Source organism: Streptomyces bullii, from assembly GCF_042657145.1.
GTDB lineage: Bacteria > Actinomycetota > Actinomycetes > Streptomycetales > Streptomycetaceae > Streptomyces > Streptomyces bullii.
This window is the reverse complement of record NZ_JBHSNY010000007.1, coordinates 33,541-53,416: the sequence shown is the minus strand read 5'-3', so window position 1 is coordinate 53,416 and position 19,876 is coordinate 33,541. Positions and strand designations below refer to the sequence as shown.

Sequence of the window (19,876 nt, the reverse complement as noted above, 5' to 3'; positions counted from 1 at the left end):
GATTCGGCCATGGCGAAGAAGCTCGTAGTGAAGGTGACGGCGGGGGCCGATGCCCCCGAACGCTGCTCCCAGGCGTTCACGGTCGCGGCGGTGGCCGTGGCCAGCGGCGTCGACGTCTCCCTGTGGCTGACCGGGGAGTCCTCCTGGTTCGCGCTGCCGGGCCGCGCCGCCGAGTTCGAGCTGCCGCACGCCGCCCCGCTGCCCGACCTGATCGAGTCGATCCTGGCGGGCGGCCGGATCACCCTGTGCACGCAGTGCGCGGCCCGTCGCGAGATCACGGAGAAGGACGTCATCGAGGGCGTACGGATCGCGGGGGCGCAAGTCTTCGTGCAGGAGGCGCTGGGCGACGAGACGCAGGCGCTCGTCTACTGAGACACCCGGGCGCCCATCTCACGGGCCTGCCCGGGCGGCCACCTCCCCGGGCCTACCCGGACCGCCGCTTGCCGTCCAGCTCGTCCCACCACTCGTCGGAGACGGGGTCCCCGGACGGGTCGTCCCACCAGCGGTCGTCGGGGCCGCGCCGGTTGGCGATCATCGCGGCGACGGGCGGGATGACCATCGCCACCACGCACATGCCCACGGCCACCGGCACCGACCACAGGCGCACGACGCCCCAGGCCATGACGAACAGCCCGACACACGTGCCCATGAGGGCGAAGTAGATGCGCCGCCTCCGCGCGTACATACCACCAGCGTAGGCCCGTGGGGCCCGGTCCGGGGCACGGCGAAGGGCCGCACCCCAGGCGTCCAACCCGTGGGGTGCGGCCCTTCAGCGAACAGACGCCGTCAGACGGCGATCGCGACCTCCGCCAGGCCGCCCTTCTGGGCGACGACCGTGCGGTCGGCGGTGGCGCCGGGCACGAGGGCGCGAACAGTCCAGGTGCCCTCGGCCGCATAGAAGCGGAACTGTCCGGTCGCCGAGGTCGGCACCTCGGCGGTGAACTCGCCGGTCGAGTCGAGCAGGCGCACGTAGCCCTGCACCGGCTCGCCGTCCTTGGTCACCTGGCCCTGGATCGTGGTCTCACCGGGCTTGATCGTCGAGGCGTCCGGCCCGCCGGCCTTCGCTCCACACATGTCGTTCTCCTGAAGAGGTCGGATTGGGTCGGTCGGGAGGGGTTACTTGTTGGCGCCGAGCTCGATCGGCACGCCCACCAGGGAGCCGTACTCGGTCCAGGAGCCGTCGTAGTTCTTGACGTTCTCCACGCCGAGCAGCTCGTGCAGGACGAACCAGGTCAGCGCGGAGCGCTCACCGATGCGGCAGTAGGCGATGGTGTCCTTGGACAGGTCGACGCTCTCCTCGGCGTAGAGCGCCTTGAGCTCCTCGTCCGACTTGAACGTGCCGTCGTCGTTGGCGTTCTTCGACCAGGGGATGTTCCGGGCCGAGGGGACGTGACCCGGACGCTGGGACTGCTCCTGCGGCAGGTGCGCCGGGGCGAGCAGCTTGCCGGAGAACTCGTCGGGCGAGCGCACGTCGACCAGGTTCTGGGTGCCGATCGCGGCCACGACGTCGTCTCGGAAGGCACGGATCGACGTGTCCTGCGGCTTGGCCTTGTACTCGGTCTTCGGACGCTCCGGCACCTCGTCGCCGGCGACCAGCTCGCGGGCGTCGAGCTCCCACTTCTTGCGGCCGCCGTCGAGGAGCTTGACGTTCTCGTGGCCGTACAGCTTGAAGTACCAGTAGGCGTAGGACGCGAACCAGTTGTTGTTGCCGCCGTAGAGGACCACCGTGTGGTCGTTGGCGATGCCCTTCTCCGACAGGAGCTGCTCGAAGCCCTCCTGGTCGATGAAGTCACGGCGGACCGGGTCCTGAAGGTCCTTCGTCCAGTCGATCCGGATCGCGTTCTTGATGTGGTTCTTGTCGTACGCGGACGTGTCCTCGTCCACCTCGACGATCGCGATGTTCGGGTCGTCCAGGTGCTCCTGAAGCCAGTCGGCGTCGACCAGGACGTCGCTGCGGCTCATGCTTCTTCTCCTCCGGGGCAGTTGCGGCGGGGCGTGCGAGGTCTTCACGGCGCGCGCCCATGTCGAGGGCGGCGCACGGGTGCCCTGGGACAGGGCGATGAGGGATACGGAAGCCGGACTTCCGCTCAGAAGGTGCGACAGAGCATGGCGGCAACGCGGCACAGGTCTACTGCCCGCCGCTTCGTGAGATCCGCCTGTCGCTTCATGCGGTCGATCGTAGGGACGGTCGGGGGACCGTGTCACCGGTGTGTCGTATGGTGAGACGCGATCGTCCGTGATGTGGGATCGAGGCCGGGATCGGGCAGCCGTCGCCCGGCTCCCGGGCGGACGTGTCCGTCATCGGCCCCGCGCCTCGGACGGCACTGTCTCGCCCATCGGACGGCGGCCGTCCACCGGACGTGGTCCAGCCGGCCGTCGGCGAACGCGGTGGCCCGCATAGGGCCACCAGCGCTCCCGGACGGACGTGGTCTACCCGGCCAGCCGGACGTCGGAACCCTTCACCGTGATCTCGACGCCGTTCTGCGCGGCCTCCACCTTGTCGAGCCGGATGCCGCCGGGCAGTCCGTCGATCCGCTGCTCGAAGTCGGTGATCGCCCGGACCCGGTTCTCCGCGAGGTCGACCCCGCCGAAGCTGGGCAGGGAGTCGGCGTGCACCCGGACGGTGTCGCCCTCGACCGCGACCGAGCTGAGCACGGACACCGGCTTCGGCAGCTCGGTGCCGAGCACGGTCGCCTCCACCTCGACCTTGATCTTGCCGTTGCCGCCGTCGGAGAGGCCGACGACGTGTGCGCTGACGCCGGGGGCGACCTGGGTGGCGTCGGACTTGGCCGTCTTGAGCAGCTCGTCGTAGGAGATGAACGCGGTGCCGGTGGCGCTGGCGGCGGTGGCGGAGCTGTAGTCGCCGGAGAACTCGACGCCCTTCATGTCGGCGCGCAGGTCGTCGATACGGATCTTCTGGGCACCGTTGCCGGTGGCGGCCTCGTACGTGTCGATGCCGACCTGGACGTCGTCGAGGGAGCCGCCGGCGACCTGCGTGAGGAACGGGAAGCCCTTGATCGACACGTCGGGGGTGGCGGCGAGGTTCTCGGTGGTTTTCAACCGGTCCGCGGCCTCCTTCTCGGCGAAGTTGACCGCGACGCGGTCGACGACGACGAAGAGGACGGCCAGGACCACGACGACGATCGACAGTATTCGCAGTGCTCGCATGCGGCTTTCCCCACCTGGTCGGTCGACGACGGTCCCTGACGACCGGGTGGCCGTCCACAGCGCGAGCGTAACCCTGCGGGATGCTCTGGCCCGGGGATTGTCGATCAGCTGTGACAAGGGCGGCAGTGCGGGCTGGGCGGGGCGCCGCTCCGGGCGGCAGGCAGGCCCGCGGCCCACCGCGGCGCGCTCAGACCAGGGCCCGGCCCAGGACGTACACCACGGGGGCCGCCGCCGACAGCGGCAGCGCGACGCCCGCCGTGAAGTGGACGAAGCGGGACGGGTAGTCGTAGCCGGCCACCCGGTGGCCGATCAGCGCGCACACCGCCGCGCCCGCGCCGAGCAGCGCGCCCGACGTGCCCAGCCCCGTCATCGAGCCGACCACCATGCCAGCCCCCGCCGCCGCGAGCAGCGCGACCGCCACCGACGCCGGTGTCGGCAGCGGTACGGCACGGGCCAGGACCGCCACGGCCACCGCGGCCGCCCCCACCGTCACGGCGTCCGCCTCGGCCGCGAGGTATCCGCCCGCGACGATCGCCAGGGCCGCCGCGGCGACGGTCGCCATCAGGCCGTACATCCGCTCGTCCGGATCGGCGTGCGAGCGCAGTTGCAGAACGAGCGCCAGCAGCACCCACACGCCCAGCGTGCCGAGGATCGCCGCCGGCGACCGGCCGGACACCAGCAGCGCCACGTCCGCGACCAGTCCCCCGGCGAATCCCAGCGCGATGCCCTGCCGCGCCGGCCACATCCCGTTCAGCCGGAACCAGCCCGCGGCCGTCACCGCCTGGAGCAGCACCAGCGGCACGACGAGCGCGTACGTGCCGACCGCCGCCGTACCGGCGAGCAGCAGCCCGAGCAGCGCCGTGAGCGCGGCCGGCTGCATCCCCGGGTCGATGATCGGCGAACGCCCCTCCGCCCGGGCCCGCTGCGCGTCGGTGATCCGCGCGTTGCCGGCGAGGGTGGCGGGACCGTACTGGGGAGCCGCGCCCCCGGCCGTGCCCTCCGGCCCGGCGGCCTCAGCGCGCGGAGGAGGCTCGTACGCGTTCACTGCGTTCACCGGCGGCAGATACGCCGTCTCCGCCGCGGCGGCCGGCGAGGACACCGGCGGCTGGGTCTGCGTCTCCCACGTCTGCCCCTGCCACTGCTGCGTGTACTGCTGGTCGGCGTACGGGTCGCCGTACCCCGGGTACGCCTGGTTGCCCTGGTACGCCTGGTTGCCCTGGTACGCCTGGTCCCCCTGGTACGCCTGGTCCCCCTGGCCCGACGGGTACCCGTGGTCACCCTGCTGTCCGGGCCAGGTCTGCGGCTGCTGTCCCGCGTACGGCCCGTATCCGTCGTACCCGTGGTACGAACCGCCGTTGCCGCCGTTCCCATACGACTGGTCGGTCATCGCTCATCCTCCTGCGAACGGCGGGAGCACCTCGACCGTGCCGCCGTCGGCCAGCCGTACCGTCTCATGTCCGCGGGTGCCCACGGGGTCACCGTCGACGAGGAACGAGCACCGCCGCAGGACGCGCGTGAGCTCACCGGGGTGTCGAGCGCGCACCGCGTCGAGCGCCTCGGCGAGCGTGGCCGCCTCGTACGGCTCCTCGGCCACCCCGGCCGCGGCCTTGGCGGCGGCCCAGTAGCGCACCGTGACCTTTGGCATCTGCTTCCTCAATCACATGACGCCCACCCGACGGTGAGCTCGACCGTGAACACCGTCAGGCTAGCCCGCCCGGGCGACCACCCAGTCCCCGATCCGGTGCAGCAGTGCGTCGGCGGCCGCGTGCTCGGCGTGGCCCATGCCGGGCTCGACCCAGAGTTCGCCGTGGCCACCGGCGGCCGCCGCCAGCATGCGGGGGTGGTCGAGGGGGAAGTAGCCGTCCTGGTCGCCGTGCACGATGAGCAGGGGCGTCGGGGCGATGCGCGGGACCGCCTCGACCGGCGACAGCGGGACCGGGTCCCACGCGCGGTGGTGGATGCGGGTGCGGAAGCCGTACCGGCCCACCACGCGACCCTCGGGGCGCGTCACCAGCCAGTGCAGCCGCCGCATGGGGGCCGTGCCCCGGTAGTACCAGCGGGCGGGCGCGCTGACCGAGACGACCGCGTCGGTCGTGCCCCCGTTGAGCGCCGCGTGCCTCAGCACCACGGAGCCGCCCATCGAGAAGCCCACGGTCGCCACGCGCGCGTGCCCGAGGTCCCGCGCCCAGGCCACCGCCGCCGCCAGGTCGAGCACCTCCCGGTCCCCGACCGTCGACCGCCCGCCGGACATGCCGTGCCCGCGGAAGGAGAACGTGACCACGGCCCCGTACCGGGCGAGCGCCGCCGCCACCCGCCGTACGTGCGGCCGGTGCGCGTCGCCGGTGAAGCCGTGCGCGACCACGAACACCAGGTCGCGGGACGCCGGCGGCCGGGAGGCGTCCTCGCCCGCGGCACGTCCGGCACGGCGGTCACGGCTGTCACGGCGGTCAGGGCTGCCGTCGTATACGGCCGGACCCGGGTCGTATACGGAATCGATCCGCACCCCGTCGGCCGTGTGCAGAAACCTCCGGAAAGGTGCGCTTGTGCGCGTCTCGGAATGCGGACGAACGGTGGATCGTGCCACATGACCTGCCGGATGGGTGCTCATGTCGGCTATTCTGCTGGGCAGAGGACTCGGGCAGCGTAGCCCCCGGGTCCTTTCGTGCTTTCGGAAGCGTTGTATACGACGCGGGAAACCGCAGGTGTACGGGCCGTCGAACGCATAGCGAGTCCCAGGGGCGCGGGATTCGCACCGTACGAAGCAGTGCCGCAAACGTCCTCGCAGGGACCGAGGAGGAACCAGACGTTATGGGCGAGCGAACCGTGCACGAACGTATGACGACCCGGGCAGGTGGGGCGCGATGAGCTCTCTGTTGCTCCTGACCAATGCCCTTCAGCCGTCGACGGAGGTGCTTCCCGCCCTCGGCCTGCTGCTGCACAACGTGCGCGTCGCGCCCGCGGAGGGACCGGCGCTGGTGGACACACCGGGCGCCGACGTGATCCTCGTCGACGGCCGCCGCGACCTGCCGCAGGTGCGCAGCCTGTGCCAGCTGCTGCGCTCCACCGGCCCCGGCTGTCCCCTCGTCCTCGTCGTGACGGAGGGCGGCCTGGCCGCCGTCACCGCCGACTGGGGCATCGACGACGTCCTCCTCGACACCGCCGGCCCGGCCGAGGTGGAGGCGCGGCTGCGTCTCGCCATGGGCCGCCAGCAGATCGTCAACGACGACTCCCCCATGGAGATCCGCAACGGCGACCTGTCGGTGGACGAGGCGACCTACAGCGCCAAACTCAAGGGCCGCGTCCTGGACCTCACCTTCAAGGAGTTCGAGCTCCTGAAGTACCTCGCGCAGCACCCCGGCCGTGTCTTCACGCGCGCCCAGCTGCTCCAGGAGGTGTGGGGCTACGACTACTTCGGCGGTACCCGGACGGTCGACGTCCACGTACGGCGGCTGCGCGCCAAGCTCGGGCCCGAGCACGAGTCGCTGATCGGCACCGTGCGGAACGTGGGTTACCGGTTCGTCACCCCGGAGAAGGTGGACCGCGCCGCCGAGGAGGCGAAGGCCAAGTCCGCCCGGTCCGCCTCGGCGAAAACGGATGATCCGGGCGATGCTGCCGCTCTGGACGCCTCCGAGGTCCGGGCCGAGGCATAGCCGGGTGCCCGCGCGGGCAGGGAAGCTCCCGTACGCCCTGCCCAGAGTGGGTATATCCGCGTAGACTCCGCGCGTGGCCAAGGTGACTCGGGATGATGTGGCGCGGCTGGCGGGAACTTCCACCGCCGTCGTCAGCTATGTCATCAACAACGGACCCCGGCCGGTCGCCCCGGCCACGCGCGAGCGTGTCCTCGCCGCGATCAAGGAGCTGGGGTACCGGCCCGACCGGGTCGCCCAGGCGATGGCGTCGCGGCGCACGGATCTCATAGGCCTGATCGTGCCGGACGCGCGCCAGCCCTTCTTCGGGGAGATGGCGCACGCGGTCGAACAGGCCGCGTCCGAGCGCGGAAAGATGGTGCTCGTCGGCAACTCCGACTACATCGGTGAGCGCGAGGTCCACTACCTGCGGGCCTTCCTCGGCATGCGCGTCTCGGGGCTCATCCTCGTCAGCCACGCGCTCAACGACCTGGCCGCCGCCGAGATCGAGGCCTGGGACGCCCGGGTCGTCCTGCTGCACGAGCGGCCCGAGGCCATCGACGACGTCGCCGTCGTCACCGACGACCTGGGCGGCGCCCAGCTCGCCGTCCGCCACCTGCTGGAGCACGGCTACCCGTACGTCGCCTGTGTCGGCGGCACCGCCGAGACACCGGCCGTCGGCGACCCGGTCTCCGACCACGTCGAGGGCTGGCGGCGCGCCATGCGGGAGGCCGGCATCCCCACCGAGGGCCGCCTGTTCGAAGCCCCCTACAACCGCTACGACGCCTACCAGGTGGGTCTGCGGATCCTCTCCGGCCCCGACCGTCCGCCCGCGATCTTCTGCTCCACGGACGACCAGGCGATCGGTCTGCTGCGCGCGGCGCGCGAGCTGCGCATCGATGTCCCCGGCGAGCTCGCGGTGGCCGGGTTCGACGACATCAAGGAGGCGGCGCTCGCCGACCCGCCCCTGACCACGGTCGCCTCGGACCGCTCGGCGATGGCCCGTTCCGCCGTGGATCTCGTCCTCGACGACGGGCTGCGGGTGGCCGGGGCGCGGCGGGAGCGGCTGAAGGTGTTCCCCTCGCGCCTGGTGGTGCGGCGCTCCTGCGGCTGCGCGTAGCGCCTCCCCCGCGCGGCTTTATATCGGGCATACGAGGTTCTGTCGGGCTTCTCAGGGAGCACTCAGCAAGCTCTCATGGTCGGCGGACAAGCTCGGGGACATGACCGAGAGCTTCCACCGCAGTGGCGAGTACGACAACCCCTACGAGGGTCAGCAGCAGGCCCCGGTGAACCCCGAGTGGCCGCCCCCGCCGGCGTACGCCCCGGCACCCGCTCCGAAGAAGCGCGGCCGCGGCCCGGTCGCCCTGCTCGCCGCCGTGGCGATCGTCGCCGCGGCGATCGGTGGCGGCACCGCGTACGGCATCCAGGAACTGGCGGGCGGCGACACCGTCGCCGCCTCCAGTTCCACCAGCACCACCGTGGTGCCGTCCAGCCAGAAGGGCACGGTCGCCGGGGTCGCCAAGGCGGTCGGCCCGAGCATCGTCGAGATCAACGCCACCTCGAACTCCGGGGCCTCCACGGGCTCCGGCGTGATCATCACGAGTGACGGCGAGATCATCACCAACAACCACGTCGTCGCCGGCGCCCAGCAGATCAAGGTGTCGACCAGTGACGGCAAGACCTACACGGCCAGGGTCGTCGGCACCGACAGCAAGAAGGACCTCGCCCTGATCAAGCTGGAGGGCGCCTCCGGTCTGAAGACGGCGACGCTCGGCGACTCGGCCGGTGTGCAGGTCGGCGACGAGGTCGTGGCGATCGGCTCCCCCGAGGGACTGACCGGCACCGTCACCAGCGGCATCGTCTCGGCCCTGAACCGTGACGTGACCGTCTCGACGGACGAGGGTCAGCAGCAGCCGGACGGCGGCTGGCCGTTCGAGTTCGGCGGTCAGCAGTTCAACGGCGACACCGGCTCCGACACCACGACGTACAAGGCGATCCAGACGGACGCCTCCCTCAACCCCGGCAACTCCGGCGGCGCGCTGATCGACATGAACGGCAACATCATCGGCATCAACTCCGCGATGTACTCCGCCGCGGGAGCGTCCTCGTCCACCGCGGGCAGCGTCGGCCTGGGCTTCGCCATCCCGATCAACACGGTCAAGGCCGACCTCGCCAAGCTGCGCGCCGGTTCCGACAGCTAGGGCCCGCCATGATCAAGCAGATCGTCCACGCGGTGCCGGGCACCGACCCGGCCGGCCTCTCGCTCGCCCTGGCGGTCGCCGCCGAGCTGCATCCCCCGGTGACCCGGGCCCCGGAGACGGCGGTGGCCCGGCCCGCCCGGGCTGTGCGCGCCCGGCGCCGCCGTACGTCCACCGCACGCGGGTGAGCCCCGTCCCGCGCCCCCTTGGGACGTGCGACGCTGAGAGCCGGAGAATGAGCAGGAGATCCCGGCCCGCGTCCCCCGTACACGAGGAAATCCCACGCCCATGAGCCCCGCAGAAGGCGACCGTGACCCCCAGCGCATCCTGATCGTCGACGACGAGCCGGCGGTGCGCGAAGCCCTCCAGCGCAGCCTGGCCTTCGAGGGGTACGGCACCGAGGTCGCCGTCGACGGCGCGGACGCCCTGGACAAGGCGGCGGTGTACCGGCCCGACCTGATCGTCCTCGACATCCAGATGCCCCGCATGGACGGTCTGACCGCCGCCCGCCGAATCCGCGGCACGGGCGACACGACGCCCATCCTCATGCTCACGGCCCGTGACACGGTCGGCGACCGGGTGACCGGACTGGACGCGGGCGCGGACGACTACCTGGTCAAGCCCTTCGAACTGGACGAGCTGTTCGCCCGGATCCGCGCCCTGCTGCGGCGCAGCTCCTACGCGGTCGCCGTGGGGGCGGGCACGGCCGAGGGGAACGACGTCCTGGCCTTCGCCGACCTGCGCATGGACCTCGCGACCCGCGAGGTCACGCGCGGCGGGCGGCCGGTGGAGCTGACCCGTACCGAGTTCACACTGCTGGAGATGTTCATGGCGCATCCGCGCCAGGTGCTGACCCGTGAGCAGATCCTGAAGGCGGTGTGGGGCTTCGACTTCGAGCCGTCGTCCAACTCGCTGGACGTGTACGTGATGTACCTGCGGCGCAAGACGGAGGCGGGCGGCGAGCCGCGGCTGGTGCACACGGTGCGGGGGGTCGGGTACGTGTTGCGGCAGGGCGGCGCCGAGTGAGGAAGGTCCTGCGTCACGTCCGCGCCCTGCCGATCCGGTCGCGCCTGGCGCTGCTGGTGGCGGCGGCGGTGGCGTTCGCGGTGGCCGCGGTGTCGGTGACGTGCTGGTTCATCGTGCAGGGCAAGCTGTACGACGAGATCAACAACGACCTGGAGTCGGGCGTCCCGCGTTCCCTGCCGGAGGACCAGGTGGCGGCCACGCTCAGCGGCTGCCCGCAGTCGCCGTCGGAGGCGTTCCCCTTCGGCCCGCGGTTCAAGGGCTACGTCCAGATCGTCAAGGCCGACGGCAAGGCCTGCCTGTACGGCAATTCCACGGCCCTGGTGAAGACCACCGGCGGCGACACGGACGTGGCCGAACACCCGAGGATCGGTGAAGGCGCGCTGCGCGACGGCAAGGACGGCGACGGCAACCCGGTGCGTGTCCTGACCACGGCCCTGGTCCTGGACGGCGTGGACGGCAGGTACCTGGCCCGGAACGCGGCCCTGCAGATCGCCGTCCCCCTCGACAGCACGCGGTCCACCCTCAACGAACTCGCCCTGATCCTCCTCCTCGTCTCCGGTGTCGGAGTCCTCGGCGCCGGCGCCGCCGGGCTCGCGGTCGCCCGGGCCGGGCTCCGCCCCGTCGACAAGCTCACCGACGCGGTCGAGCACGTGGCCCGCACCGAGGACCTGAACATCCGCATCCCCGTCGAGGACGACAGCGAGGACGAGATCGCCCGCCTCTCCCGGTCCTTCAACTCCATGACCTCGGCGCTGGCCAGCTCCCGCGATCTGCAACAGCAGCTGATCGCGGACGCGGGACATGAACTCCGTACGCCCCTGACCTCCCTGCGCACGAACATCGAACTTCTCACCCGCAGCGAGGAGACCGGCCGCCCCCTGCCGGAGGCGGACCGCAAGGCGCTGCTGGCCTCCGTCAAGGCGCAGATGACCGAACTGGCCGCGCTCATCGGCGACCTGCAGGAACTGTCGCGGCCGGACACCGGCCAGCACGCCGACCGGGCGCAGATCGTGGCCTGGCAGGACGTCGTCGAGTCGGCGCTGCGCCGCGCCCGGCTGCGCGGCCCGGAGCTGACCGTCACGGCGGACGTACAGCCGTGGTACGTACGGGCGGAGCCGTCCGCGCTGGAACGCGCGGTGGTCAACATCCTGGACAACGCCGTCAAGTTCAGCCCGGAGGGCGGCACGATCGAGGTCCGGCTCGCCGACGGCGTCCTCACGGTCCGCGACCACGGCCCTGGCATCTCCGCCGACGAACTCCCGCACGTCTTCGACCGTTTCTGGCGTTCACCGAGCGCCCGGGCGCTGCCGGGCTCGGGGCTGGGCCTGTCGATCGTGGCCCGGACCGTACAGCAGGCGGGCGGCGAGGTGTCGCTGAGCGCCGCGGCGGACGGCGGCACGGTGGCGACGATCCGGCTGCCGGGGGCGCCTACGCCGCCGCCGGAGATGCCGTGACCTTGACCTGCTCCAGGAAGAACGCCCAGGAGGCCGCGCCGAACACGAGCACCGGGCTCGCCGAGAGCTTGCTGTCACGGACCGGGACCATGCCGGGGCAGTTGTCGGCGACCTCTACGCAGTTGGTACCGCCACCATCACTGTAGGAGGACTTGTGCCAGACAGCGTTGGTGAGGTCAGGGGCTCGGTTCATGCTCTGCACTCCTCCAGAAGGCGCTTGATGAACGCCGTCGACTCCGCCGGGGTCAGCGCCGCATCCCTGACCAGATCGTAGGACGAACGGAACCTCAGAACCTTGTCCAGATCGTGGATCAGCTCGCCGAAACCGTTGCCCTCCGTCCAGGCGACAGGATCGCCGACTCTCTGCCAGAGCAGCCAGAGGTGACTGTCCATGAGGTCGTGCACACCGGCTGAGAAAGGCAGCACCTGGATCGCCACATTCGGCAGCTGCGCCGCGTCCAGGAGGTGGGACAACTGGTCCGCCCACACCTTTGGGCCGGGGACCGGCCTCCGCAGCGCGCCCTCGTCCAAGATCACCCGTACGTTCGGTGCCGGGTCGCGGTGGAGCAGTTCCTGGCGCCCCATGCGTACGGCCACCTGTTCCTCGACCGCGTCGCTGTTGCCAGGTGTTGTCTGCGCGCCAGACAACCCGGACAACACCGCTCGGGCGTAGTCCTCGGTCTGCAGCAGACCCGGCACCCGCAACTGGAACATCCACATGATCCGGGCCGTCGCCTCAAGGTCCATGAACGCCTTGTACTTGTCCTTGACGACCTCCCTGCGGGCGTCGTGCCACAGACGTACCAGCAGGTCACCGGACCCGTAGTAGCTGTCCAGATCCTCCATGACCGCCCGTTTGGAGAGCCGTTCCCCCTTCTCCAGGCGGCTCAGGTAGCTCTTGTCGTACCCGGTCTCTTCAGCCAGCTGCCCCAATGACTTCCCCGCCTGGTCTCGCAGGAACTTCAGCGTCCGTCCGAGCGCGATCCTCCCCGACTCCGGCTCACCGTCGACCACTTCCCGCATGTCACCCCTCCCCGTTGACTGAGGTTGCCAGGCAACACCTGGCAACTTCCGCAGCGTACGCGCGATCCGTGACCATCGAGGCACGAACGGTAATCACCGCTCGCCAGACCCCACCCCCTCCCCGAAAGGGCACCGCCATGCCGCTGCGCCTGCGCCTCGCCGGACTCTGCGAAACAGCCCTGCTCACCCTCGTACGGCTCCTGCTGCCCGCCGAGGGACGTCACCGGGCCACGGCACCGCCCCAGCCACCGTCGGTCTCCACCCACTCTCCGCCCCCCGCCGTGGAGCCCGTCTGGCTCGACACCCCGCTCGTACGCCCGTACCTGCTCGCCCTCGAAGAGCGCGCGCTGGAGGTGTCCGCATGAGGCTGCTCCCCTGGACGGGCCCCGACGGCAAGCCCTGCTACCTCAGCACCGACAACCCCCACAGCCCGCTCTCCCGGCTCGCCGACGAGATCGAGGCCGCCCAACTCCACTCCGCTGAACAGGTTCTGGCAGGTGCCAGAGCCGTCCTCGGCGACGCCGAGGCCGGTGAGCGGGCCGTGCGCTTCGCGCTCACCCGGGCCGCCGAGTGCCTGGAGGACGTCCTGCGCGTCGCGGTCAGCCGAGGTGCTCGCACCGAGGTCGGTGAGAGCTGACACGACCGTCCCCCCTGCCCAACCGGCCTGTCGGCAGCGACGTCATCGACCTGGTGGCTCTCTGACGGCGGCTGCTTCCCGTGGGCCGACGCAGAGCGGCAACCTTTCCGTGCGGGGCGGCGACTGCCCGACCGAGCAGGTTCACATCCCCCCGCACGGAACGGATCTCGCCGCATGAGTGAGCTGCGCAGCAAGCCCCGGCACCGCAGAAGCAGGACGGCCCTGGCGGTCGGCGTCCCGGTGGCCCTGACCGCCGGCGGCACGCTGGTCTACGGAGCGGACCTCGGCGTCCTCGGCACACAGCAGCAGGCGTCCGCCGCCACCACCGCCGCCCCGGCCTGGGCGACCGCCACCGCCGACGGCTTCGCCTCCGTCGACGCCCTCGGCCAGAACGGCACGTACGGCGGCCGGGACGGCAGGACCGTCACGGTGACGACGCAGGCCGACCTGGAGAAGTACGCCACCGCCGCCGAGCCGTACGTCATCGTCGTCGCCGGGACGATCAGGATGAACCCGGTCGGCAAGGAGATCAAGGTCCGGTCGGACAAGACCATCGTCGGCGCCGGGACCTCCGGGCACATCGTCGGCGGCGGCTTCTTCCTCGGCCAGGGCGTCCACAACGTGATCATCAGGAACCTGACGATCCGGGACTCCTACCAGGGCATCTGGAACGACAAGGACCACGACTTCGACGCGATCCAGATGGACGGCGCCCACCATGTGTGGATCGACCACAACGACCTGCGGCGCATGGCCGACGGGCTGATCGACGTCCGCAAGGACAGCACCTATGTGACGGTCTCCTGGAACAAGCTGAGCGACAACAACAAGACCTTCGGCATCGGCTGGACCGAGAACGTCAAGACGGACATCACCATCCACCACAACTGGCTGCGCGACACCGAGCAGCGCAACCCGTCCACCGACAACGCCGCCCACGCGCACCTCTACAACAACTTTTTGGAGGACGTCCCGAACACCGGCGTCAGCTCCTCGTACGGCAACTACTCGCGCGGCGCGACCAGGATGGTGCTGGAGAACAGCTACTTCCAGGGCGTGAAGAACCCGGTCATCAAGGACGCGACCGCGTCGATCGTCCAGCGCGGCAACGCCTTCTCGGGCACCTCGGGCCGCAACGAGAGCGGGGGCAGCGCCTTCGACCCGAAGACGTACTACGGCTACAGCCCGGACAAGGCGGCGGACGTGCCGTCGATCCTCAGGTCCAGCGCGGGGCCGCGCGCCTCGATCGGCACGACGGCGGCGAGCACCAGGGCGGCCGCGGCCACGACGCTCACCGTCGCCAAGGACGGCAGCGGGCAGTACAGGACCGTGCAGGCCGCGGTGAACGCCGTGCCGGCCGACAACCCCTCGCGGGTCGTCATCGCCGTCAAGCCGGGCACGTACCGGGAGACGGTCAAGGTGCCGTCCAACAAGCCGCACGTCACCCTCCAGGGCACGGGCGGCAGCCGGAAGGACACGGTGATCGTCTACAACAACGCGGCGGGCACCCCCAAGCCCGGCGGAGGCACGTACGGCACGGGCGGCAGCGCGACCGTCGCCGTCGAGGCCGACGACTTCCAGGCCCGCAACCTGACGATCTCCAACGACTTCGACGAGGCCGCCAACCAGTCCCTCAGCGGCCACCAGGCCGTCGCCCTGCGCACCGCCGCCGACAAGGTGTTCCTGGACGGCGTCATCGTCTCCGGCGACCAGGACACCCTGCTGCTGGACACGGCGGCGAAGGACAGGCTCGGCCGGGTCTACGTCTCCAACTCCTACGTCATCGGCAACGTCGACTTCATCTTCGGCCGGGCGACGGCCGTGATCGACCGGTCCGTCATCACCCTGAAGAAGCGCTGGAACGGCACCTCCGCCGGCTACGTCACCGCCCCCAGCACGGCCGCGGGCCGCAAGGGCATCCTGATCGCCAACTCGACCGTCAACGGCGACGTCTCGGACCGCTCCTTCTACCTCGGGCGGCCCTGGCACGCGGGAGGCGACGCCTCCCTCGACCCGCAGACCACGGTCCGCAACACGACCCTGAGCGCCGCGATCCGCACGGCCCCCTGGACCGACATGAGCGGCTTCTCCTGGAAGGACGACCGCTTCGCCGAGTACAGGAACACCGGCCCCGGCGCGGGCGCCGCGAGCGGCGATCGCCCGCATCTGACCGACGCGCAGGCCTCGAACCAGGAGGTCATGGACTGGCTGGCCGGCTGGACGCCCACGGCGTCCTGACCTTCCGTCCGTTCCCGCGCCCGCGCCACCGTCCCCCAGCCGGCGGCGCGGGCGCGGGGCCCCGGTGCCCGTCCGCGCACCGTGGTCGGCAGCGGTGGCCCCGGAAAAGGTCAAGAAAACCGTAAGGGCGGGCCAAGAACAGACCTGCGTCCACTCATGACTTCCTCTTACCCGGCCATGATTCAGCAACGTGAACATCTGTCGCACGGCTCGGGCATACGTTCCACCCCGTGAACTCTGACAGATCCGTCGGCCACGAGCCGACCGCATCCGCCCACCAGCGGTTCTCCGTCGCCTCGCTCGCCCGCCGCGCACTCCTGCGGGCCGGGCTGACCGGAGCCGCGGCGCTGGGCACCGGCGTCGCCCTCGGCGCGTCCCCCGCCTCCGCCGCCACCCCCGGCAGGCGTCACCGGCCCAGCACCCCCGAGGAAGCCCTGCGGGCACTGGCGGCGGGCAACCGGCGCTGGAGCACCTACCGTGAGCGGCACCCCGACGAGACGCCGGACGTGCGCCGGAGCCTGACGTCCGGTCAGCACCCGTTCGCCCTCGTCCTCGGCTGCATCGACTCCCGGGTTCCTCCGGAGCTGGTTTTCGACCAGGGCCTCGGTGACCTGATGACCGTGCGCTCCGCCGGTGAGGTCCTGGACGAGGCCGTCCTCGGCAGCGTCGCCTACGGTGTGCTCGAACTGGCCATCCCCCTGGTGCTGGTGCTCGGACACCAGTCGTGCGGCGCGGTGAAGGCCGCGGTGGAGGCGGACGAGACCGGCGGGCGTCTGCCGGCCCACATCCAGTACATAGCCGACCAGATAGCCCCGAGCATCGACCGCACCAAGGAGGGCGACCCCCGCGTCGACTCGACGATCGACGCCAACGTGCGTGCCGTTCGCGCACGTCTCGCCGCGGAGCCCGATCTCGCGGACAAGGTGGCGTCGGGCCGCCTGGCCATCGTGGGCGCCCGCTACGAGCTGACCACCCAGCGCGTCCACCGCGTCGCCTGACCGCCGCCCGGCAGCGACACCGGTACGGCTCCGGTGCCCGGCATGCTCGTCGTCAGCGGAAGCCGAGCATGCCGGGGGAGAGGCCTGCCGGTGCCGCTCGGGCCGCTGACGACGAACCGGCCCCGAACGACCCCTCTGGCCGCCCCGTCCGTCGACGCCCCGTGCGCCGGAAGGCCGATACGGTCACGTTTACGACGCGACAGAACCCTTTCCTCACAGGACTCCCACAGAGTACGGTCCCCTGGCCGCCCCCCGCGCCTCTTCACTCTCGGACCAAGGAGAGCCATGGGAAGAGCCATGGGCAGCGCGAGGGCCCGCACCCGCGCCGCGAGTTGCCTCGCCGCCGCGAGCCTCGTCGTGGGCGCCTTCGCCGGTGTCGCCCGAGCACATGACGGTGTCTCCGCCGACGACGGCGGTATCGACAACGCCAAGGCCACTCACGATCACCACAGCCACCAGCACGGTGGTGACGAGGGCCACCTCCCCGCCGGAAGCGACAACGTCCGGCTCGTCAGCAAACTCGGCCTGAAGAACGTCGAACCGGAGAAGATCGCCGACGTCGGTGTCTTCGGGGGGTACGCCTACCTCGCCGCCTGGGGCGGCGCGACCTGCAAGTACAACGGCGTGCACGTGGTGGACATCCGCAAGCCCGCCGCGCCCAGGGAGGTCGCCTTCATCCAGGCCAAGGAGGGCAGTTACCCGGGCGAGGGCATCCAGACCCTGCACATCGACACCCCGTACTTCAACGGGGACGTGCTGGTCAGCAACAACGAGAAGTGCAAGGCGACCGCCGGATTCGGCGGCATGAACCTCTACGACGTCACCAACCCGGCCCATCCCACTCCGCTCGCCGAGGGCGTGGGCGACAAAACGGTCATGGGTCAGGGCAAGAAGAACGCCAACGAGATCCACAGCGTCTTCGCCTGGGACGCGGGCGACAAGGCGTACGCGGTCATCGTCGACAACGAAGAGGGCCCGGACGTCGACATCGTCGACATCACCAACCCGAAGAAGGCGAAGGTCATCGCGGAGTACGACCTCGACGAGGCGTTCCCGCAGATCGTCCAGGACGCCCCGGCCAACCTCACCGAGATCTTCCTGCACGACATGGTCGTCAAGGAGATCGGCGGCCGGCAGATCATGCTCGCCTCCTACTGGGACGGCGGCTACGTCACCCTGGACGTGACCGACCCGACCAAGGCCGTCTACCTCGGCGACACGGACTTCGCCGCGCTCGACCCCGAGGCGCTGGAGAGCGGGTTCGAGGTCACGCCGGAGGGCAACGCCCACCAGGCCGAGTTCACCCTCGACGACAAGTACGTCGTCGGCGCCGACGAGGACTTCGGGCCGTACGCGCTCACCTCCCGCAACGTCACCGACAACACCGAAATCTCGGCGAGCCAGGGCAGCAACACCACACGCCTGGAGCAGGGGCAGACCATCACCGGCGACTCGGTCTTCGCCGGCCGGGCCTGCCCGGGCGACCCGGCGGTGCCCGCCGGTGACCCCGCCGCCGTGGACGTCGCCGTCGTCGAGCGGGGCGTGTGCACCTTCAGCGAGAAGGTGGCAAGCGTGATCGCCGCCGGTGGCTACGACGCCGTGCTCGTCTTCAACCGCACCGGCACGGACGCCTGCGACCAGACGCTCGGCATGAGCGTCGAGGGCGACATCCCGGCCTTCGGCGTCGCACCGCGCGGCCAGGGCTTCGCCCTCTTCGACCAGCGCTACGACAACGCGTCCTGCCTGGCCGGTACGGGCCCCGCGCAACTGCCCGTCGCGCTCGGCACCAAGGGCGACCGGCTGACCTTCTCGTCGTACTTCGACGGCTGGGGCTACGCGCACCTCTACCGCAACGAGAGGGGCAAGCTCACCGAGCTGGACACCTACGCCGTTCCCGAGGCGCACGACCCCGCCCACGCGTCGGGCTCCGGCGATCTGTCCATCCATGAGGTGGCCGTCTCCGAGAAGCGGGCCGACCTGCTCTACTTCTCGTACTACGCGGCCGGGCTGCGCGTCGCCAAGATCGTCGACGACAGGATCGTCGAGGTGGGCCACTACATCGACCAGGGCGGCAACAACTTCTGGGGCGCCCAGGTCTTCCAGTCGGGCGGCAAGGAGTACGTCGCCGCCTCCGACCGCGACCACGGCCTCTACATCTTCGAGTACACCGGGGGTGCCTGAGCAGCCGGATGCACGGACGGACCGGCGGGCGGGTGTCCGCAACGGGGCCGCTGACAGCGGCCCCGGAACGGGACGGCCGACCCACGCGGGGCCGCGCGACGCCGGCGCGGCCCCGCGCGTCGGTGAGGGGCTCAGGAACCACCCACGGCCAGCCCGGCCCCCGTGAGCCGCACCCGTATGCCGTCCTTCTCCACCCGTACGTCCCTCAGCCGCACGTCGCCCTGCTTCGGCCGCGGCAGGTCGAACGCCAGGGTCAGCCGGTCGGCGAGCACCGGACGGGTCAGACGCGACAGGCCGTCGAGCAGGGCGGGGTCGAGGCCGAGCCGCCTGAGCACTTCGGGATGGCCGACGGCCAGGTCGATGAGGTCGAGACGGACGGCCTGGCGGGCGAAACCGGGCGAACCGGTCAGCTCGGTGAGCCTGGAGTCGTCGCTCAGGGCCGCGCGCAGGGCGGAGTCGGAGACGCCCATGCGGTGGGCGATCGCCGGGACGGACAGCAGCGCCTTCGCCCTGCGGGTCTCCCGCGCGAGGTCCGCCGCGGCCCCGGGGGTCAGGTGCAGGCCCTCCGAGGCCCGGGTGCCGGGGCGGTAGGTCGCCAGGCCGCCGATGTCCAGGCGCATGCCGCCGATCTCGGTGGCGATGCCCCGCTCGCCCTGCCGCTGGATACGGGCCTCGGCGCGCAGCCGCAGGTCGTGCCCGGCGACCGGGAGGGTGCCCCGGGCCCGGATCCGGTCCCGGCCCTGCCCGGTGAACGTGACCTGGGAGGCGCCGAGTTCCCGGCTCAGGTCCGCGAAGGACAGCAGGACGTCCCCGTCGAGCCGGGGCACGCGGGCGCCGCGCAGGGTGGTCAGGCCGTCGGTGTCCAGCCGTATGTCATGGGCCGTCGCCGACACCTTCGCCAGGGACACACGGTCGGCCGCCACGTCCGGCACGGTCACCCGCACCGACTCCAGGCGTTCGCCGGCGAGTTGGGTCAGAAAGGGGAAGCCGCCGATCTCCACCTCGGGTGCCGCGGCCAGGTCCAGACGGTCCCGCAGGGCCTGCGCGGCCCGGTGCTCGGCGTACAGCACGGCCCAGCGGTCGCCCAGCACGAGAAACGCCCCGAGCACCGCGAACCCCGCCATCGCCTTCACCGCGACCGGCAGACCGGTGAACCGGCCCCGTCGGCGCCGACGGGGCCCGCCGCGGCGGTGGTTGGGCGGCTCCCAGGGCTCGTCCTCCTGGTCGTCCCGGTCCTCCAAGGGGCTCGGGCGGGGATGCGTCACGGTGTGGTGGGGGGTACGCATCGCTCCATCCGACCATGCGCACCGGCCCCACCCGCAACTTC

The 19,876-nt window shown here is 71.2% G+C and carries 23 protein-coding genes; 12 read left to right on the top strand and 11 right to left on the bottom strand.

Translation table 11 applies throughout. From position 1 onward, the window contains the following. The first annotated feature begins 9 nt into the window (after positions 1–9). Positions 10–372, top strand: a complete 363-nt coding sequence (locus ACFPZJ_RS20655) for a DsrE family protein (protein ID WP_381023629.1) — start codon at positions 10–12, stop codon at positions 370–372. A 52-nt stretch (positions 373–424) separates the two neighbouring features. Here the strand turns inward: ACFPZJ_RS20655 and ACFPZJ_RS20650 are convergent, their stop codons facing one another. The 8 genes from ACFPZJ_RS20650 to ACFPZJ_RS20615 form a co-directional block, all read right to left on the bottom strand. Continuing rightward, entirely contained in the window at positions 425–685 is a 261-nt protein-coding gene (locus tag ACFPZJ_RS20650) for a DUF3099 domain-containing protein (protein ID WP_381023627.1), read from the bottom strand. 101 nt (positions 686–786) lie between these two features. Continuing rightward, on the bottom strand, positions 787–1,074 hold the full coding sequence (locus tag ACFPZJ_RS20645) for a DUF1416 domain-containing protein (RefSeq protein WP_381023625.1): 288 nt from the start codon (positions 1,072–1,074) through the stop codon (positions 787–789). 42 nt (positions 1,075–1,116) lie between these two features. After that, entirely contained in the window at positions 1,117–1,962 is an 846-nt protein-coding gene (locus ACFPZJ_RS20640) for a sulfurtransferase (protein WP_381023622.1), read from the bottom strand. Positions 1,963–2,087: 125 nt separating this feature from the next. Continuing rightward, a complete protein-coding gene (locus tag ACFPZJ_RS20635) occupies positions 2,088–2,168 on the bottom strand; it encodes a putative leader peptide (protein WP_350310325.1) in 81 nt (26 codons plus the stop codon). A gap of 262 nt (positions 2,169–2,430) precedes the next feature. Then, positions 2,431–3,168 carry an LmeA family phospholipid-binding protein gene (locus ACFPZJ_RS20630; protein ID WP_381023619.1) on the bottom strand — a complete coding sequence of 246 codons (738 nt, stop codon included), beginning with the start codon at positions 3,166–3,168 and terminating at the stop codon, positions 2,431–2,433. 187 nt (positions 3,169–3,355) lie between these two features. Beyond that, positions 3,356–4,555, bottom strand: a complete 1,200-nt coding sequence (locus ACFPZJ_RS20625; protein ID WP_381023617.1) for a hypothetical protein — start codon at positions 4,553–4,555, stop codon at positions 3,356–3,358. Between the two features lie 3 nt (positions 4,556–4,558). Further along, entirely contained in the window at positions 4,559–4,813 is a 255-nt protein-coding gene (locus tag ACFPZJ_RS20620; protein ID WP_381023614.1) for a MoaD/ThiS family protein, read from the bottom strand. Positions 4,814–4,873: 60 nt separating this feature from the next. Next, positions 4,874–5,776: an alpha/beta hydrolase gene (locus tag ACFPZJ_RS20615; protein WP_381023612.1), complete on the bottom strand. Its 903-nt coding sequence runs from the start codon at positions 5,774–5,776 to the stop codon at positions 4,874–4,876. Positions 5,777–6,029: 253 nt separating this feature from the next. Between ACFPZJ_RS20615 and ACFPZJ_RS20610 the strand changes: the two genes are divergently transcribed. The 6 genes from ACFPZJ_RS20610 (at position 6,030) to ACFPZJ_RS20585 (ending at position 11,472) form a co-directional block, all read left to right on the top strand. Beyond that, complete coding sequence (locus ACFPZJ_RS20610; protein ID WP_381023610.1) at positions 6,030–6,818, top strand: winged helix-turn-helix transcriptional regulator; 789 nt, start codon at positions 6,030–6,032, stop codon at positions 6,816–6,818. 73 nt (positions 6,819–6,891) lie between these two features. Next, complete coding sequence (locus ACFPZJ_RS20605; protein WP_381023608.1) at positions 6,892–7,914, top strand: LacI family DNA-binding transcriptional regulator; 1,023 nt, start codon at positions 6,892–6,894, stop codon at positions 7,912–7,914. Positions 7,915–8,014: 100 nt separating this feature from the next. Then, entirely contained in the window at positions 8,015–8,995 is a 981-nt protein-coding gene (locus ACFPZJ_RS20600) for a S1C family serine protease (protein WP_381023605.1), read from the top strand. 8 nt (positions 8,996–9,003) lie between these two features. After that, complete coding sequence (locus tag ACFPZJ_RS20595; protein WP_381023602.1) at positions 9,004–9,180, top strand: hypothetical protein; 177 nt, start codon at positions 9,004–9,006, stop codon at positions 9,178–9,180. 100 nt (positions 9,181–9,280) lie between these two features. Then, entirely contained in the window at positions 9,281–10,018 is a 738-nt protein-coding gene (locus tag ACFPZJ_RS20590) for a response regulator transcription factor (protein WP_381023599.1), read from the top strand. Continuing rightward, entirely contained in the window at positions 10,015–11,472 is a 1,458-nt protein-coding gene (locus ACFPZJ_RS20585) for a sensor histidine kinase (RefSeq protein ID WP_381023596.1), read from the top strand. The genes ACFPZJ_RS20590 and ACFPZJ_RS20585 overlap by 4 nt, the downstream gene beginning before the upstream one ends. Here the strand turns inward: ACFPZJ_RS20585 and ACFPZJ_RS20580 are convergent. Further along, positions 11,447–11,665, bottom strand: coding sequence for a DUF397 domain-containing protein (locus tag ACFPZJ_RS20580; protein WP_381023593.1), 219 nt, complete (start codon positions 11,663–11,665; stop codon positions 11,447–11,449). The two genes, ACFPZJ_RS20585 and ACFPZJ_RS20580, sit on opposite strands and share 26 nt — an antisense overlap. Continuing rightward, entirely contained in the window at positions 11,662–12,495 is an 834-nt protein-coding gene (locus ACFPZJ_RS20575) for a helix-turn-helix domain-containing protein (protein ID WP_381023590.1), read from the bottom strand. The genes ACFPZJ_RS20580 and ACFPZJ_RS20575 overlap by 4 nt, the downstream gene beginning before the upstream one ends. A 137-nt stretch (positions 12,496–12,632) precedes the next feature. Between ACFPZJ_RS20575 and ACFPZJ_RS20570 the strand changes: the two genes are divergently transcribed. The 5 genes from ACFPZJ_RS20570 (at position 12,633) to ACFPZJ_RS20550 (ending at position 18,549) form a co-directional block, all read left to right on the top strand. Beyond that, positions 12,633–12,860 carry a hypothetical protein gene (locus ACFPZJ_RS20570; protein ID WP_381023587.1) on the top strand — a complete coding sequence of 76 codons (228 nt, stop codon included), beginning with the start codon at positions 12,633–12,635 and terminating at the stop codon, positions 12,858–12,860. After that, a complete protein-coding gene (locus ACFPZJ_RS20565; RefSeq protein WP_381023585.1) occupies positions 12,857–13,132 on the top strand; it encodes a hypothetical protein in 276 nt (91 codons plus the stop codon). The genes ACFPZJ_RS20570 and ACFPZJ_RS20565 overlap by 4 nt, the downstream gene beginning before the upstream one ends. A gap of 174 nt (positions 13,133–13,306) precedes the next feature. Then, positions 13,307–15,370 carry a pectinesterase family protein gene (locus tag ACFPZJ_RS20560; protein ID WP_381023582.1) on the top strand — a complete coding sequence of 688 codons (2,064 nt, stop codon included), beginning with the start codon at positions 13,307–13,309 and terminating at the stop codon, positions 15,368–15,370. A 230-nt stretch (positions 15,371–15,600) separates the two neighbouring features. Next, positions 15,601–16,368, top strand: coding sequence for a carbonic anhydrase (locus ACFPZJ_RS20555; protein WP_381023579.1), 768 nt, complete (start codon positions 15,601–15,603; stop codon positions 16,366–16,368). A gap of 285 nt (positions 16,369–16,653) precedes the next feature. Further along, the gene (locus ACFPZJ_RS20550; protein WP_381023577.1) at positions 16,654–18,549 is read left to right on the top strand and encodes a PA domain-containing protein; all 1,896 of its coding nucleotides are present in this window, start codon (positions 16,654–16,656) and stop codon (positions 18,547–18,549) included. Positions 18,550–18,680: 131 nt separating this feature from the next. Here the strand turns inward: ACFPZJ_RS20550 and ACFPZJ_RS20545 are convergent, their stop codons facing one another. Next, the gene (locus ACFPZJ_RS20545) at positions 18,681–19,835 is read right to left on the bottom strand and encodes a DUF2993 domain-containing protein (RefSeq protein ID WP_381023574.1); all 1,155 of its coding nucleotides are present in this window, start codon (positions 19,833–19,835) and stop codon (positions 18,681–18,683) included. Between the last annotated feature and the right edge of the window lie 41 nt (positions 19,836–19,876).

What these genes read in the sequence shown, in the direction of transcription:
- ACFPZJ_RS20655 (WP_381023629.1), top strand. Translation starts at nt 10, where the DNA reads ATGGCGAAGAAGCTCGTAGTGAAGGTGACGGCGGGGGCCGATGCCCCC.
- ACFPZJ_RS20650 (WP_381023627.1), bottom strand. Translation starts at nt 685, where the DNA reads ATGTACGCGCGGAGGCGGCGCATCTACTTCGCCCTCATGGGCACGTGT.
- ACFPZJ_RS20645 (WP_381023625.1), bottom strand. Translation starts at nt 1,074, where the DNA reads ATGTGTGGAGCGAAGGCCGGCGGGCCGGACGCCTCGACGATCAAGCCC.
- ACFPZJ_RS20640 (WP_381023622.1), bottom strand. Translation starts at nt 1,962, where the DNA reads ATGAGCCGCAGCGACGTCCTGGTCGACGCCGACTGGCTTCAGGAGCAC.
- ACFPZJ_RS20635 (WP_350310325.1), bottom strand. Translation starts at nt 2,168, where the DNA reads ATGAAGCGACAGGCGGATCTCACGAAGCGGCGGGCAGTAGACCTGTGC.
- ACFPZJ_RS20630 (WP_381023619.1), bottom strand. Translation starts at nt 3,168, where the DNA reads ATGCGAGCACTGCGAATACTGTCGATCGTCGTCGTGGTCCTGGCCGTC.
- ACFPZJ_RS20625 (WP_381023617.1), bottom strand. Translation starts at nt 4,555, where the DNA reads ATGACCGACCAGTCGTATGGGAACGGCGGCAACGGCGGTTCGTACCAC.
- ACFPZJ_RS20620 (WP_381023614.1), bottom strand. Translation starts at nt 4,813, where the DNA reads ATGCCAAAGGTCACGGTGCGCTACTGGGCCGCCGCCAAGGCCGCGGCC.
- ACFPZJ_RS20615 (WP_381023612.1), bottom strand. Translation starts at nt 5,776, where the DNA reads ATGAGCACCCATCCGGCAGGTCATGTGGCACGATCCACCGTTCGTCCG.
- ACFPZJ_RS20610 (WP_381023610.1), top strand. Translation starts at nt 6,030, where the DNA reads ATGAGCTCTCTGTTGCTCCTGACCAATGCCCTTCAGCCGTCGACGGAG.
- ACFPZJ_RS20600 (WP_381023605.1), top strand. Translation starts at nt 8,015, where the DNA reads ATGACCGAGAGCTTCCACCGCAGTGGCGAGTACGACAACCCCTACGAG.
- ACFPZJ_RS20595 (WP_381023602.1), top strand. Translation starts at nt 9,004, where the DNA reads ATGATCAAGCAGATCGTCCACGCGGTGCCGGGCACCGACCCGGCCGGC.
- ACFPZJ_RS20590 (WP_381023599.1), top strand. Translation starts at nt 9,281, where the DNA reads ATGAGCCCCGCAGAAGGCGACCGTGACCCCCAGCGCATCCTGATCGTC.
- ACFPZJ_RS20580 (WP_381023593.1), bottom strand. Translation starts at nt 11,665, where the DNA reads ATGAACCGAGCCCCTGACCTCACCAACGCTGTCTGGCACAAGTCCTCC.
- ACFPZJ_RS20575 (WP_381023590.1), bottom strand. Translation starts at nt 12,495, where the DNA reads ATGCGGGAAGTGGTCGACGGTGAGCCGGAGTCGGGGAGGATCGCGCTC.
- ACFPZJ_RS20570 (WP_381023587.1), top strand. Translation starts at nt 12,633, where the DNA reads ATGCCGCTGCGCCTGCGCCTCGCCGGACTCTGCGAAACAGCCCTGCTC.
- ACFPZJ_RS20565 (WP_381023585.1), top strand. Translation starts at nt 12,857, where the DNA reads ATGAGGCTGCTCCCCTGGACGGGCCCCGACGGCAAGCCCTGCTACCTC.
- ACFPZJ_RS20560 (WP_381023582.1), top strand. Translation starts at nt 13,307, where the DNA reads ATGAGTGAGCTGCGCAGCAAGCCCCGGCACCGCAGAAGCAGGACGGCC.
- ACFPZJ_RS20550 (WP_381023577.1), top strand. Translation starts at nt 16,654, where the DNA reads ATGGGAAGAGCCATGGGCAGCGCGAGGGCCCGCACCCGCGCCGCGAGT.
- ACFPZJ_RS20545 (WP_381023574.1), bottom strand. Translation starts at nt 19,835, where the DNA reads ATGCGTACCCCCCACCACACCGTGACGCATCCCCGCCCGAGCCCCTTG.